Annotated in this window: 11 protein-coding genes; 3 read left to right on the forward strand and 8 right to left on the reverse strand. The window is 65.3% G+C overall.

What is annotated here, in order from left to right; translation table 11 throughout:
* Positions 1-264 precede the first annotated feature (264 nt).
* Positions 265-2,202 (reverse strand): M13 family metallopeptidase, encoded by a 1,938-nt coding sequence (locus RT688_RS08080; protein WP_313704334.1) that lies wholly within the window; start codon positions 2,200-2,202, stop codon positions 265-267.
* Between the two features lie 248 nt (positions 2,203-2,450).
* On the opposite strand from RT688_RS08080, the gene RT688_RS08085 reads away from it, so the two are divergent.
* Entirely contained in the window at positions 2,451-2,900 is a 450-nt protein-coding gene (locus RT688_RS08085) for a hypothetical protein (RefSeq protein ID WP_313704335.1), read from the forward strand.
* A 102-nt stretch (positions 2,901-3,002) separates the two neighbouring features.
* Here the strand turns inward: RT688_RS08085 and glf are convergent, their stop codons facing one another.
* Entirely contained in the window at positions 3,003-4,157 is a 1,155-nt protein-coding gene (gene glf / locus RT688_RS08090; RefSeq protein WP_313704336.1) for a UDP-galactopyranose mutase, read from the reverse strand.
* Positions 4,158-4,550: 393 nt separating this feature from the next.
* Here glf and RT688_RS08095 point away from each other — a divergent pair, with 393 nt between their 5' ends.
* Positions 4,551-6,326, forward strand: a complete 1,776-nt coding sequence (locus RT688_RS08095; RefSeq protein WP_313704337.1) for a DUF885 domain-containing protein — start codon at positions 4,551-4,553, stop codon at positions 6,324-6,326.
* Between the two features lie 245 nt (positions 6,327-6,571).
* Here RT688_RS08095 and RT688_RS08100 read toward each other — a convergent pair whose 3' ends face one another.
* Complete coding sequence (locus RT688_RS08100) at positions 6,572-7,228, reverse strand: hypothetical protein (RefSeq protein ID WP_313704338.1); 657 nt, start codon at positions 7,226-7,228, stop codon at positions 6,572-6,574.
* A gap of 106 nt (positions 7,229-7,334) precedes the next feature.
* Positions 7,335-8,441, reverse strand: a complete 1,107-nt coding sequence (locus tag RT688_RS08105; protein ID WP_313704339.1) for an S-(hydroxymethyl)glutathione dehydrogenase/class III alcohol dehydrogenase — start codon at positions 8,439-8,441, stop codon at positions 7,335-7,337.
* A gap of 326 nt (positions 8,442-8,767) precedes the next feature.
* Between RT688_RS08105 and RT688_RS08110 the strand changes: the two genes are divergently transcribed.
* Positions 8,768-10,333, forward strand: coding sequence for a S8 family serine peptidase (locus RT688_RS08110; protein WP_313704340.1), 1,566 nt, complete (start codon positions 8,768-8,770; stop codon positions 10,331-10,333).
* Between the two features lie 50 nt (positions 10,334-10,383).
* On the opposite strand, the gene RT688_RS08115 is transcribed toward RT688_RS08110, so the two are convergent.
* The 4 genes from RT688_RS08115 to thiE form a co-directional block, all read right to left on the reverse strand.
* Positions 10,384-11,049 carry an ion channel gene (locus tag RT688_RS08115; protein WP_313704341.1) on the reverse strand — a complete coding sequence of 222 codons (666 nt, stop codon included), beginning with the start codon at positions 11,047-11,049 and terminating at the stop codon, positions 10,384-10,386.
* A gap of 131 nt (positions 11,050-11,180) precedes the next feature.
* On the reverse strand, positions 11,181-12,872 hold the full coding sequence (locus RT688_RS08120; RefSeq protein WP_313704342.1) for a methyl-accepting chemotaxis protein: 1,692 nt from the start codon (positions 12,870-12,872) through the stop codon (positions 11,181-11,183).
* Between the two features lie 22 nt (positions 12,873-12,894).
* Positions 12,895-13,371 carry a chemotaxis protein CheW gene (locus RT688_RS08125; protein WP_312554078.1) on the reverse strand — a complete coding sequence of 159 codons (477 nt, stop codon included), beginning with the start codon at positions 13,369-13,371 and terminating at the stop codon, positions 12,895-12,897.
* A gap of 168 nt (positions 13,372-13,539) precedes the next feature.
* A complete protein-coding gene (gene thiE / locus RT688_RS08130; RefSeq protein ID WP_313704343.1) occupies positions 13,540-14,160 on the reverse strand; it encodes a thiamine phosphate synthase in 621 nt (206 codons plus the stop codon).

Consider the following 14,160-nt stretch of genomic DNA (forward strand, 5'->3'; position numbering starts at 1 on the left):
GCCCACCCTACGGGTCACCGCCGCGGGAGTTTCGTAGGGTGGGCACTCCGTGCCCACGCGTTACGTGCGCATCCTTTCGACGTTGGCGGCGACATATCGCTCGCAACATCGAACAAAGCCTCTGCTGCGGTTCAACACGGACTTTGCGGGCGATATCTCGCTGCTCGTGACTACGGGCACGCGCGTAACGCGTGGGCACGGAGTGCCCACCCTACGGGTAGCGCCGCGGGCCGGCGTCGAACTCCCCGCGCATCCGTTTTTCGATCACCACACCCGGCAACGCTTTACCGCCGCCATCGGCTGGCCCGGCTTGCAGTTGAAGGCTTGCTCGAACTGCGGCATGTTGACGACCACGCCATTGACGCGGTACTTGCCCGGCGAGTGGGGATCGGTCGCGGCCGAGACGCGCAGGTTTTCCGGGCGGTCGTTTTCGCAGGCCCATTGCGCATAGCCGACGAAGAAGCGCTGCTCGGGGCTCAAGCCATCACGCAAGGGCTGGGCCTGCTGCGGCATGCTCGCCATCTGGTTCTTCCAGGCCATCCAGCCGAGGATCAGGCCGCCCAGGTCGGCAACGTCCTCGCCCAGGGTCAGCTTGCTGTTGATCTTGATGTCGTCGACCACCGTGTACTTGCCGTACTGTTCGACGATGCACGCGGCGCGCTCCTCGAAGGCCTTGCCGTCCTTCTTCGTCCACCAGTCCTTCAAATTGCCCTTGGCATCGAACTGGCGGCCCTCGTCGTCGAAGGCGTGGGTCAGCTCGTGGCCGATGGTGCCGCCGGTGTTGCCGTAGTTCGGCGCGTCGTCCATCTTCGGGTCGAACAGCGGCGGCTGCAGCACGCCGGCCGGGAAGTTGATGTCGTTCATCTGCGGATTGAAGTAGGCGTTCACCGTCGGCGGCGTCATCAGCCATTCGGCGCGGTCGAGCGGCTTGCCGATCTTGGCCAGCTGGCGACGGTTCTCGAAGGTCTTGCCGCGCACCACGTTGCCGGCGAAATCGTCGGCGCGCACCTCGTACGCCGAATAATCGCGCCAGGTGTCCGGATAGCCGATCTTGTTGGCGATGGCATCGAGCTTCTCCTGCGCGCGCTGCTTGGTGTCGACGCTCATCCACGCCAGCGATTCGATGTCCTTCGCCATCGCCTCCTCGATCTGGCGCGTCATGTGCAGCGCCTTGGCCTTCAGTTCCGGCGAAAAGGCGCGCGCTACGAACTCCTGGCCAAGGGCTTCGCCGAGCTGGCGGTCGACCATCTGCACGCAGCGCTTCCAGCGCGGCTGCTGGCGCTCGACGCCGCGCAGGGTCTGCATGAAGAACGCAAAGTGCGGCTCGTCGAATTGCGGCGACAGCGCCGGCGCCAGCGCTTCGAGCACGTGCCAGCGCAGGTAGGTCTTGATCGCGGCCAGGTCGCTGCGAACGAGTTGCCCGTTGAATGCCTTGAAGAAGGCCGGCTCGGTGACGTTGACGCTGTCCACGCCCGGTTGGCCGAGCGCGGCCAGGTAGGCCTTCCAGTCGAAGCCCGGCGTGGTCTTCTGCAGGGCCTTCAGGTCCATCTTGTGAAACAGTTTATACGGGTCGCGCTTCTCGACGCGGGTCAGCGACGCCTTCGCCAGCGCGGTCTCGATGCGCATCACGGTCGCGGCCGAACGCCTGGCGACCTCCGGAGATTCACCGGCCAGGCCGAACATGGTGGCCAGGTGGGCTTCGTACTTGGCGCGGATGTCTTTCGAGCGGGCATCAAGCTTCAGGTAGTAGTAGCGGTCCGGCAGGCCCAGGCCGCCGCCGCTGGCAAACGCGATCACGCGGGTCGAGTCGCCGAAGTCCTGGTTCGCGCTGAAGCCGAAGAAGAAGTCGTCGTCCGACAAACCCAGTTGCAGCGCGGCCAGCACTGCGGGAAGGTCGCGGGTCGATTTCATCGCGTCGATCCGGTCGAACCAGGGCGCGAGAGGCGCCGCGCCGCGCTTGGCGATCGCGCCCTCGTCCATGCAGGCGCCGAAGTAGTCGCCGATCTTCTGCTGGGTCGCGCTGCGGCCTTCCTTCTGGCTGGCCAGCCCGTCGAGGATGCCCCACAGGTAGCGCTGGTTGTCCTGGGCCAGCTTGCCGTACACCGACCAGCGCGCCTGGTCCGCCGGGATCGGGTTGTTCTTCATCCAGCCGCCGCAGGCGTACTGGTAGAAGTCGACGCAGGGGTCGGCGCTCTTGTCCATCGCGTTGACGTCCAGGCCGGGCGTGTAGGGGAAGGTCGTGGCCGGTCGCTCGGCCTGGGAAGCTGGCGACGTTTGGGCAAAAGCAAGGCGGCGGTGGCGCCGAGCGACACGGCCAGTGCGATGCGATTGAGGTGCAGCATGAGGAGAAATCCCGGAAAAGTGATCGCTCATGCTGACACAGAAAAATTGCCAAAGCAACATTAAAAGATTGCCATAGTGCCAGGACCGCACCATACTCAGGCGCAACCTTGTTCGCCCTTGACCAACTTCGATACCGCAAGATCACAGCCGCCATGAATCCTACCCAAAAGCAAGCATTCGTATCGATGTTACTGGTCGCCGCCTTGACCGGCCCCTTGTATTACCTGATCGCAGTTTTCACGATACCGATCGGCCTCGGATTCCTCATGCTGGTATTCGACAAACCGGTACTGGCCATGTATCCGCTCCTGTTCGCGGGACAGGAATATTCCCGGGACGTCGTCAGGTATGCCCTGGATACCCGCGTGAGTTTCCTGCTGACGCTGCTTCAGTGGGTACTGATCGCGTGGCTGTACAGCCGCAAGGCGCCGGATGTCAGCCGCCCGATGCAGGTGGGCGTGGCCTTGCTCGTGGCCCTGCTCGTCGGCCTCGCCTTCTTCGTCCTTTTTTACGCGACAGGGATCCAGATCGTCTCGCCGATGCGCTGGCATATGTAACGCGTTCGGGCGCCGGCGGCACGAAAACAAAAAGGCCGCTGCCCCGGCAAGGTAGCGGCCTTTCCTTTAGTCAGCTGCTCATGGAAGCCGGGCAGCTGAACATCACGCCAGCGGATCGATCACGAAGGCCGGCATCTTCCCGTCGCCGCGGGCGGCTTCCAGGAACTTGTCGGAGGTGATCAGCGCCTCGTTGATGGTGACGTCCATGTCCAGGTAGCGGTAGGTGCCCAGGCGGCCGACGAAAGTGACGTTGCTTTCGTCCTGGGCCAGCTTGATGTAGCGCTCGAGCTGCTGCTTGTCGCGCGCCATGCGGATCGGATAATAGGGAATGTCGTCCTCGCCGCACTGGCGGCTGTATTCCTTGTAGAGCACGGTGCCTTCGTGCTGTTCCCACGGCGAGAAGTGCTTGTGCTCGGTGATGCGGGTGTAGGGCTGCTCGTTGTCGCAGTAGTTGACGACGGCGTTGCCCTGGTAGTCGCCCTTGTCGCGGAACATCTCGAAGTCCAGGGTGCGGTAAGGCAGGCGGCCTTCGACGTGCTTGAACCAGGCGTCGATCGGGCCGCTGTAGAAGACGTGGTCGTACTGCGATTTCTGGTCAGGGTCGAAGCGGGTGTTCAGGTGGACGGTGACGCCGTCGACCTTCAGGATGTTCTCGACCAGCGCGGTGTAGCCCTCGGCCGGCATGCCCTGGTACTTGTGGTTGAAGTAGTTGTCGTCGTAGTTGAAGCGCACCGGCAGGCGCTTGAGGATGCTCGCCGGCAGTTCCGACGGCTCCATGCCCCACTGCTTGACGGTGTAGGTCTTGAAGAAGGCTTCGTAGAGCTCGCGGCCGACGAAGCGCAGGGCCTGCTCCTCGAAGGTCTGCGGGTTCTCGATCGACTTGTCGCCCAGTTCGGCCAGGAATTCCTGGGCCTCGGCCGGACGCATGGTCTTGCCGAAGAACTGGTTGATGGTGAGCAGGTTGATCGGCAGCGTGAAGACGCGCCCGCCGGTAATGGCCTTGACGCGGTTCACGTAAGGCTTGAACTCGGCGTAGCGGTTGACGAATTCCCAGGCCCGCTCGTTATCGGTGTGGAAGATGTGCGGCCCGTAGACGTGCACCATGACGCCGGTCTCGGCGTCACGTTCGGAATGGCAGTTGCCCGCGATATGCGGACGCGATTCAAATACTTCGACCTTGTGGCCGGCTTGTGCGAGCTGGTTTGCAATGACAGCTCCGGAAAACCCAGCGCCTACAATGGCGATATTCTTTGTCATTTGATCATCCTAACTATTTTAGTAGCCATCTCTTGCGGCGAATTGGTCCAGCGTCCGTCCGTCGCGACGTGTGCATGTCGCGCGGGACGGCACGCGGAACTTACGGGGCAGAGGCGGAGGCGGACGCGGCCGCAAATGGTGTGCGCTGGGCCCGCGAACCGCTTACCCGTAATCGATCCGATTATATGGAGCTGAGCCGTTTTTCGATGTTCGATAGACCACAGAAACACATTTGACCAAAAGGCAACTTTTTGTGTTTTTACACATGCATATGAGCAATATCGCGTTCAAAAACGGGCATACTGGCGGGTGCACGAACAATCCCGTCCGGGCTGCGCGGCGCCTCGTGCGCGGTGCAGCCGTTTTTGCAGTCGCCACGTAAAAAGGAAAGCAATGCTGCCACCCCGTCCCCTGGTCCGTACCGTCCTTGCCGGCCTGCTCGCCGCCGCCCTCGCCGCTCCCGCCTTTGCCGCCGAGCCGGCCTGGGTCACCAAGAGCAACGACAACGCCAAAATCCTGCTGAACGTCCTGGCCAAGTATTCGCCCGAGAGCGCCAGCAACCTGGGCGTGAACGGCTACGACGAACAGATCACCGACCTCTCGCGCGACCAGTTCGAGGCCACCAACAAGGACCTGCGCGCGGCGATCGCCGAGTACCAGAAGCGCCTGAAGGTCGAGACCGACCCGAAGGTGAAGCAGGACCTGGAAATCCTGATCAACAAGGCCAACGACCAGCTGCGTACCGCGGCCCTCGACCGCAAGTACTTCATGCCCTTCATCGACCTGACCGGCATGATGTTCGGCGTGATGCGCTCGACGCTCGACCCGCGCATCCCGAAGGAGCGCCAGCAGGCGCTGCTAGTGCGCCTGGAAAAGTACGCCGGCCTGGCCAAGGGCTACCGCCCGGTCACGGAACTGGCGCACGAGCGCCTGCAGGAGCGCCTGAAGGCCAACAAGAACCTGCTCGGCCCCTACAAGGGCGAGATCGAGCAATCGCTGAACGACGCCCCGACCCTGCTCAAGGGCATGCGCGAGCTGCTGGCCAAGAGCGGCCTGCAAGGCTGGGAAAAGAGCTTCGACACGCTGGAGAAGCAGCTGCTCGCGTATAACGCGCGCCTGAAGACGGAACTGCTGCCGCGCGCGCGTACGGACCACCGCCTGCCGGCCGAGGTGTACGCCAACAACCTGCGCGAGTTCGGCGTCGACATCAGCCCGCAGGAGCTGATCGCCAAGTCGCTGACCTCGTTCGCCGAGATCCGCAACCAGATGCAGATCACGGCCAAGCTGATCGCCAGGGAACGCGGCTTCAAGGACGCCGACTACCGCGCCGTCATGCTCGAACTGAAGAAGGACCAGATCCCGCTGGACAAGGTGATGCCGATCTATGCCGAACGCCTGGCCGCGCTCGAGCAGGCCACGCGCCAGAACCGCATCGTCACCCTGCCCGAGCGCAAGGCCGTGATCCGCCTGGCGACGATGGCCGAGAACGCCCAGCAGCCGGCGCCGCACATGAGCCCGCCGCGCCTGATCGGCAACACCGGCGAATACGGCGAATTCGTGCTGACCACCGGCATGCCGCCGGACGCGTCGGGCAAGCGCATGGTGTTCGACGACTTCACCCACGAAGCCGGCACCTGGTCGATCACGGCGCACGAGGCCCGCCCCGGCCACGAACTGCAGTTCGCCAAGATGATCGAGACCGGCGTCTCGACCGCGCGCGCGGTGTTCGCCTTCAACAGCGTCAACGTCGAAGGCTGGGCCCTGTACGCCGAAGCCGAGGTGCAGCCCTACGAGCCGCTCGACGGCCAGCTGTTCGCCCTGCAGGCACGCGCCATGCGCGCCGCGCGCGCCTTCCTCGACCCGATGGTCAACCTGGGCGAGATCACGCCGGACGGCGTGAAGCAGTTCCTGATGCAGGACGTCGGCCTGTCCGAAGGCATGGCGACCCAGGAAGTGCAGCGCTACACCTTCCGCGCGCCGGGCCAGGCGACGTCCTACTTCTACGGCTACCAGCGCCTGATGGAAACCCGCCAGGCCGCCGAGGTCGCGCTGCGCGACAAGTTCGATCGCCAGAAATTCAACGACTTCGTGCTGGCCCAGGGCCTGGTGCCGCCGACGCTGCTGCGCAAGGCGGTGATGGAGGAGTTCGTGCCGGCGATGCGCAAGTGATGCGCAAGTAAGCGCCGAGACGGTGTAGATCGAATGGTCGGGATGCCTGCGCGTTCCGGCCGTTTTTCGTAGGGTGGGCACTTGTGCCCACGCGGGGATGGTGATCGGTGCCGGAACCGGGCGCGATGACGAAGCCGCAGACGATCCCCGCGTGGGCACCGCGTGCCCACCCTACGAGATGCGCGAGCAACAATAAAGGCCGGGGTGCGCGAGCAGCCCGGCCTTTGCCGTCAACGCAATGAAAATCAGCCGCGCACTGCTACCGGCCTGGCGGTCCCGTTCTTCAGCGACTCCTGGATCACGCCGCGCGTGACGCGTTCGGCGTTGCGCTGCTCCTGTTCCATCTTCTTGCCCAGGTCTTCCATCTTCTTGCCGGCCGCCTCCATCGGCTTGCCGGCCGCTTCCATCTGCTTGCCGAACGCTTCCATCTTTTCTTCGTTGAAGGTGACGGCTGCCAGCGCCATCTTGGCGCCGAGCGCCCCCATGGAGGCGCCATGGCGGCCCATCTCCGCGCCCTGCCCGCCCATCTGGGCGCCGATCGCCTCCATCGGGGCCCAGGCGTCGCCGACGCGCTTCAGGGCGGCCGGATCCTGCACGACGTACTCCTTGCCGCCCTCGCGGAACCAGAGGAAGTCGCCCTTCACGCTGCGCTTGAGTTCCTTGACGCGCTTGCTCGCGGCGGCGTCGCCGGTGATCGCGCTATCCGCGCCGCGTACCAGCGCGAACGGTTCGCCGCCGTCGGCGGCCTGGATGGTGCGGTTGATGGTGATGCCCTCTCCGGCCTGCGCCGGCAGCAGCGGCAATGCACAGGCAGCGGCCAGGGCGGCCAGCAGCAATGGGCGTTTCAGCGAGCGGGATACAGATGGGGAGGCAAAGCGGGTGTCCTGCATGATCTTCTCCATGGGCGGTTTGTCGATGGAGAAAGAATAGGACAGGCGGCTGGCGCCCGCCCGCGCCGTGCGACGAACGGCACGATTCGCGGGACAGGCGACAAAATCGACGGCTGAATCAGTAGACCACGACCGAGCGGATCGACTCGCCCGACTTCATCAAATCGAAACCTTCGTTGATGCGGTCCAGCGGCAGGTGGTGGGTGATCAGGTCGTCGATGTTGATCTTGTTTTCCATGTACCAGTCGACGATCTTCGGCACGTCGGTACGGCCGCGCGCGCCGCCGAACGCCGAACCCTTCCACTCGCGGCCGGTCACCAGCTGGAACGGACGGGTCGAGATTTCCGCGCCGGCCTCGGCCACACCGATGATGATCGACTGGCCCCAGCCCTTGTGGCAGCACTCCAGGGCCTGGCGCATGGTGTTGACGTTGCCGATGCACTCGAACGAGTAATCCGCGCCGCCATCGGTGAGCTGCACGATGGCGTCGACCACGTTGCCGACTTCCTTCGGATTGACGAAGTGGGTCATGCCGAACTTGCGCGCCATTTCCTCACGCGCCGGGTTGAGGTCGACACCGATGATCTTGTCGGCGCCGACCATCCTGGCTGCCTGGATCACGTTCAGGCCGATGCCGCCCAGGCCGAACACGACGACATTCGCTCCGGCTTCCACTTTCGCCGTGAAGATCACGGCGCCGATGCCGGTGGTGACGCCGCAGCCGATGTAGCAGATCTTGTCGAAGGGTGCGTCCGAGCGCACCTTGGCCAGCGCGATCTCGGGAACGACGATGTAGTTCGAGAAGGTCGAGGTGCCCATGTAATGGAACAGCGGCTGGCCGTCGAGCGAGAACCGGGACGTCGCGTCGGGCATCAGGCCGCGGCCTTGCGTGGAACGGATCGCCTGGCACAGGTTGGTCTTTTGCGAGAGGCAGAATTTGCACTGGCGGCACTCGGGGGTGTACAGCGGGATGACGTGGTCATCCTTTTTGACGCTGGTGACGCCCGGGCCGACGTCGACCACCACGCCCGCGCCCTCGTGGCCGAGAATGGCCGGGAACAGGCCTTCCGGATCGGCGCCCGACAGGGTGTAGTAATCGGTGTGACAAATGCCGGTGGCCTTGACTTCGACCAGCACTTCGCCGGCGCGCGGGCCTTCGAGGTCGACTTCTTCGATCGTCAGCGGCTGACCCGCCTTCCATGCAATCGCTGCCTTGGTTTTCATGTGGTGTCCTCTACATGAGATGGGTGAATTTGCCATCATACCAAGGCCGGACGATCCTTGCCGTCCGCTGCCCTTCGGAATTGCTGCGAGTGCACATCGGTGAGGGCCAAAAATATAGCATCGTTTTTCGGTTTATACGGTTTTCAATTGTGCCCTGACGCAACGTTGCAACAGGGCTTGCGCACGCTTGCGCTGACAATTGCCACATGCATACATCTGTGCCTACACTGGCTGAACCGTGTTTACGGTAATCAACGTTTGTACCAAACGTGCACGCGACCATAGAGATCGCGGCATTCCTATAGGCTTTCATACGGAGAAGTCACATGGTTCAACGATTCACCCGCGCGTCAACCACCTTCAGTCTGTGCATGCTTGCGGCCGCCGCCGGGATGCTCTGCAATTCCGCCAGCGCAGCCCCCGCCGACACCACCCGCGTCATCGTCGCCTTCAAACCGGGCGCGAAAGCGGCCGTGAAAGGCGTCGTCGCCACCGCTAAAGGTGCAGTGAAACACGAGATCTTCGGCGCCAACGCGATGGCCATCGAAGTGCCGGTTGCCGCCCTGAATGGCCTGCAGAACAACCCGAACGTCGAGTACGTCGAGGAAGATGCGAAGCGCTATCCGCTGGCCCTGACCAGCCCGTCGACCGGCACGCCGTATGCCACCGGCCAGCTGGTCCCGTACGGCATCAAGATGGTCCAGGCCGACCAGTTGAGCGACTCCGCCGCAGCCAACCGCAAGGTCTGCATCATCGACTCCGGCTACGACAACAGCCACGAAGACCTGTCGGGCAACACCGTCACCGGCGAATACGACAGCGGCACCGGCTGGTGGTACACCGACGAGAACCACCACGGCACCCACGTCGCCGGCACCATTGCCGCGATCAACAACAGCGGCACCGGCGTGGTCGGCGTCAACGCCAACAAGCAGCTCAAGCTGCACATCGTGAAGGTCTTCGGCAAGGATGCCTGGGCCTACTCGTCGACCCTGTCCTCGGCGGCCAACAAGTGCAAGGCCGCGGGCGCCAACGTCATCTCGATGTCGCTGGGCGGCTCGATGTCGAACAACACCGAGAAGAACACCTTCGCCTCGCTGGAAGCGGCCGGCATCCTGAACATCGCCGCCGCCGGCAACGACGGCAACACCCGCGCCTCCTACCCGGCCGGCTACGCCAGCGTGGTCTCGGTCGCCGCGGTCGACGAGAACAAGCAGTGGGCCACCTTCTCGCAGTACAACAGCAAGGTCGAGCTGGCAGGCCCCGGCGTCGGCGTGCTGTCGACCGTTCCGATGGGCGCCGGCCAGGAAGCCGTCCTGACGGTCGGCTCGACCACCTACGCGCCGGGCGCGATGGAAGGCTCGCCGGTCAAGACCGCGACCGCACCGCTGGCCGACTTCGGCATCGGCGACAAGGTCAACACCGCCGTCTCGGGCAAGGTCTGCCTGATCCAGCGCGGCACGGTCGACTTCGCGGTCAAGGTCTCGAACTGCCAGAACAGCGGCGGCGTCGGCGCCGTGGTGTACAACAACGTGGCAGGCGCCTTCGGCGGCACGCTGGGCACCACCGTGACCAACATCCCGTCGGTCACCGCCACCGATACCGAAGGCGCGGCGATGAAGGCCCAGCTCGGCCAGAGCGCCACTGTCGGCATCCGGGCCTCGAACTACGCCTACTACGACGGCACCTCGATGGCCACGCCGCACGTGTCGGCCGTCGCGGCACTGGTCTGGAGCTACTTCCCGACCTGTACCGCCGTCCAGATCCGCTCCTCGCTGGGCAAGAGCGCGCTCGACCTGGGCACCGCCGGCCGCGACACCAAGTACGGCTTCGGCCTGGTGCAGGCGAAGGCCGCCTACGACCGCATCAAGTCGCTGGGCTGCGGTAGCTAAGCTGACCGCTTGAAACGGGATGCCGCCCGGCGCGAGCCGGGCGGCATTTTTCATTTATGCGGCTGCATCGTGAGGCCGATCAGGCGCGCCACCACCGCCGCCAGGTACATGACGCCGACGAACATCTCGATGCTGGTCAGGGCGCGCGCATGCACGGTGAGCGGAATCACGTCGCCGATCCCGGTGCTCGACAGCAGCGCGAAGCTGAGGTAATTCAGTTCGCTCCAGCTGCGCGGCAGCTCGGGGTTGACCGCGGCGGCGAACGAGCCCGGCACCAGCGCCTGCACCACGATGTACAGGTGGGTGAAGCCCCAGGCCAGCAGGGTAAAAGTGGCGCCGGCGGCGAACAGTTCGTCGCGCGTGACCTTGCGGTCTTCCAGCATGTAGGCGATCAGGCTGCCGGCCGCGTAGAAATAGAAAAGCGATTCCAGGGCCGAGGACCAGGGCTGCAGGTAAGCCAGCCCGAACAGCATCTGCGCCGACAGCAGCGCGATGATCGGCAGGGCCATCGTGACGCTGATCCAGGTATGGCCCGGCGTGCGGCGCACCATGTTGGTGGCGAAGGTGAGGATGACGATACCGAAGGCATTGAAGGCGACGTGCCCGAACTGGGTCTTTTCCAGGAAGGGATACAGCAGCATGCCCAGCAACTGCGCCATCAGCAGGATGGCGGACGGGTGGCGCCGGGTGTGGACGAGCAGGCGTAACAGGCGCATCGGCTTCTCTTCGTGAGCATGGAGACGCGCCTATTGTATGCAAACCGCCGTGCCGGCCGGGCACGATGCGCAGGACAAGAAAAAACCCGCCCTTGCGGGCGGGTTCGGATGAACGGAATCGGGACCGGGGTTCAGCACTCGTCCGCGGCGATGACCGGTTCCCTGCGCGCCGCGGCGGCCCGCGGCCGGGCAGTCCCGAGCACGGCGGCTGCCGGCTCGATGCGCGCCGCCCCATGGCCCCGCGGCGCGGGCGCCGGCGCCTGGGCGCCCTGCCCCTCGCCCAGGCGGAACACCGCCACCAGCGCGTTCAGGCGCGCGGCCTGGTCCTGCATGGCCTCGGCCGCGGCCGCGGCTTCCTCGACCAGGGCCGAGTTCTGCTGGGTCACCTGGTCCATTTGCGCGATCGCGCCGTTGACCTGCTCGATGCCTTCGCCCTGCTCGGAGGTGGCGGCGCTGATCTCGGCCACCACGTCGCTCACGCGGCGCACGCTCTCGACCACTTCCTGCATCGTCGCACCGGCCTGAGCGACCAGGGCGCTGCCGGCGTCGACCCGCGCGACCGAGTCGCCGATCAGGCCCTTGATCTCCTTGGCCGCGGCGGCCGAACGCTGGGCCAGGCTGCGCACTTCGGAGGCCACGACCGCGAAGCCGCGCCCCTGCTCGCCGGCGCGCGCCGCCTCGACCGCCGCGTTCAGCGCCAGGATATTCGTCTGGAAGGCGATGCCGTCGATGACGCCGATGATGTCGACCACGCGGCGCGAGGAATCGTTGATTGCGCCCATGGTCTCGACCACCTGGGCCACGACCTCGCCGCCGCGCACGGCCACGCTCGACGCGGCCGCCGTCAAGGCGTTCGCCTGGCGCGCATTGTCGGCGTTCTGGCGCACGGCCGAGGTCAGCTCCTCCATCGACGAGGCGGTTTCCTCGAGCGACGAGGCCTGCTGTTCGGTGCGGTGCGACAGGTCTTGGTTGCCGGCGTTGATCTCGCTGGAGGCAAGGGCGATGGCGTCGGTGCCGCTGCGCACCTGGCCGACGATGGCGGCGAGGCTGTCGCGCATGCCGCGGATCGCGTACAGCAGGCTGGTGCGGTCGCCGGCACGCGTCTCGATCGCGACCGCCAGGTTGCCGGCCGCGATTTCGCCCGCAACCTGCGCCGCATAGGCCGGCTCGCCGCCGAGCTGGCGCAGCAGGGTGCGCGTGATCAGCGTCGCCGCCGCCGCGCCGCCCAGCAGCGCCAGCGCGCCGAGCGCCAGCATCGCGTTGCGCGCGGCGCCGTAGGTTGCTTCCGCTGCTTCGTAGGTGGCCTGCATGGTGCCGCCCTGGTGCTCGATCACTTCGTTGGAAGCGATGAAGACGGCGCTTTGCAGCTTGCGCGCCGGGCCCAGGAGCAGCGCGACCGCCGCCTCGCGCTCGCCGGCGGCATGCAGCCTGAGGACCTCGTCGATGGCGCCGATGTACTGCGCATAGGCGGCCCGGTAGGCGCGCAGGTTCTTCACGCCGCTCTCGGAAACGATCAGCTTGTCGAGCTGGGCGAACATCTCGTCGGCTTCCTTGCGGCTGGTGGCCAGCGCGGCCAGGTTCTTCTTGTTGGCCTCGGGCTCGTCCAGCAGCAGCAGGTCGCGCACGGTGCGCGCGGTGCGGTTGACGCGGTCGGCCAGGTTCTGCGCCATCACCACCTTGGGATAGGCGTCGCGCGCCATCACCTCGGTGCCGTCGTTGAGCGCGCCCAGCTTCGCGATGCCCAGCACGATCACGGCCAAGAGCATGACGAGCACCAGCGCGAAACCCAGCGCGAGGCGGGTTCCCACCTTCAGTTGTTTCATCGGCTCCCCCTTGCGGCGCGCGTCAGGCGGCGATGCTGTCGATGACGCCCATCTCGTCGGCCGACATCAGGCGGTCGATGTCGACCAGGATGATCATCCGCTCGTCCACGGTGCCCAGGCCGATCAGGTAGTCGGTGTTCAGGGCGCCGCCCATGTCCGGCGCCGGCTTGATCTGCTCGGCGGTGAGCGAGATCACGTCCGAGACCGAGTCGACCACCATGCCGACCACGCGGTCCTGGATGTTCAGGATGATCACGACGGTGAACTGGTTGTAGGTCGGCGTGCCGAGGTTGAACTTGATGCGCATGTCGACGATCGGCACGATGGTGCCGCGCAGGTTGACCACGCCCTTGACGTGTTCCGGCGCGCTGGCGATGCGCGTCACCGATTCGTAGCCGCGGATCTCCTGCACTTTCAAGATCTTGATGCCGTATTCTTCGTTGCCAAGCTTGAAGGCCAGTGCTTCGAGCACGCCATCGCTCATCAAGGTAGTGTCCATGTGCGGTCCAGTCAGAGTAAGTAGAAAGTTCCGCGCATTATATATTTTTGCCTTGCGGCAATAAACCAGCAATACGGAACGCGGTCATTCCCTGTCTCGCTGCTGCAACTAAGCGTGGCCGGGGCGACGGCTAACGCCTGGCCAACGCGTAAGCGATCCCAGAGGCGTTCATGCCCGGTCCATCGCGAACAGCGCCCCGAAACGCCGCGCCGCGCTTTCCGGATCGACCTCGCCGTACACGCTCGTGATCGCCGCCACCATGTGCGCGCCGCGCGCCACCAGCGGCGCCGCGTTCGCGGGCGTCATGCCGCCGATGACGACGATCGGCAGCGCCAGCTCGGCGCGCGCCTGGTCGAGCAGCGCCGGCTCGGTGACGAAATCGTATTTCTTGACAAGCGAGGGATAGAAGCCGCCGAAGGCCGCGTAGCTGGCGCCGGCCAGCTCGGCCGCGCGCGCCAGCGCCAGCTGGCCGTAGCAGGAGGCGCCGACGATCTTGTCCGGCCCGAGCAGGCGCCGCGCGTGCTCGACGCCGAGGTCGGTGCCGCCCAGGTGCACGCCGTCGGCATCGATCTCCATGCACAGGTCCAGGTGATCGTTGATGACGAGCGCACGCCCATGGCGGCGGCACAGCGCCAGCAGCGCGCCCGCCTGCTCCAGGCGCAGGGCGGCGTCGGCCTCCTTGTGGCGGTACTGCACGAGCGATGCGTCGCCGCGCAGCGCCGCTTCCGTGCTGGCGAGCAGGCGCTCGGTGTCGTTCCAGTTTGGGGTGACGAGATACAGGCCTCGCAT

This window comes from Massilia sp. (assembly GCF_032106685.1).
In the GTDB taxonomy this organism is placed as follows: Bacteria; Pseudomonadota; Gammaproteobacteria; order Burkholderiales; family Burkholderiaceae_D; genus Telluria.

Coding starts and splice junctions, on each gene's coding strand:
- RT688_RS08080 (WP_313704334.1), bottom strand. CDS start 2,202: ATGGACAAGAGCGCCGACCCCTGCGTCGACTTCTACCAGTACGCCTGC.
- glf (WP_313704336.1), bottom strand. CDS start 4,157: ATGACAAAGAATATCGCCATTGTAGGCGCTGGGTTTTCCGGAGCTGTC.
- RT688_RS08095 (WP_313704337.1), top strand. CDS start 4,551: ATGCTGCCACCCCGTCCCCTGGTCCGTACCGTCCTTGCCGGCCTGCTC.
- RT688_RS08100 (WP_313704338.1), bottom strand. CDS start 7,228: ATGGAGAAGATCATGCAGGACACCCGCTTTGCCTCCCCATCTGTATCC.
- RT688_RS08105 (WP_313704339.1), bottom strand. CDS start 8,441: ATGAAAACCAAGGCAGCGATTGCATGGAAGGCGGGTCAGCCGCTGACG.
- RT688_RS08110 (WP_313704340.1), top strand. CDS start 8,768: ATGGTTCAACGATTCACCCGCGCGTCAACCACCTTCAGTCTGTGCATG.
- RT688_RS08115 (WP_313704341.1), bottom strand. CDS start 11,049: ATGCGCCTGTTACGCCTGCTCGTCCACACCCGGCGCCACCCGTCCGCC.
- RT688_RS08120 (WP_313704342.1), bottom strand. CDS start 12,872: ATGAAACAACTGAAGGTGGGAACCCGCCTCGCGCTGGGTTTCGCGCTG.
- RT688_RS08125 (WP_312554078.1), bottom strand. CDS start 13,371: ATGGACACTACCTTGATGAGCGATGGCGTGCTCGAAGCACTGGCCTTC.
- thiE (WP_313704343.1), bottom strand. CDS start 14,160: ATGCGAGGCCTGTATCTCGTCACCCCAAACTGGAACGACACCGAGCGC.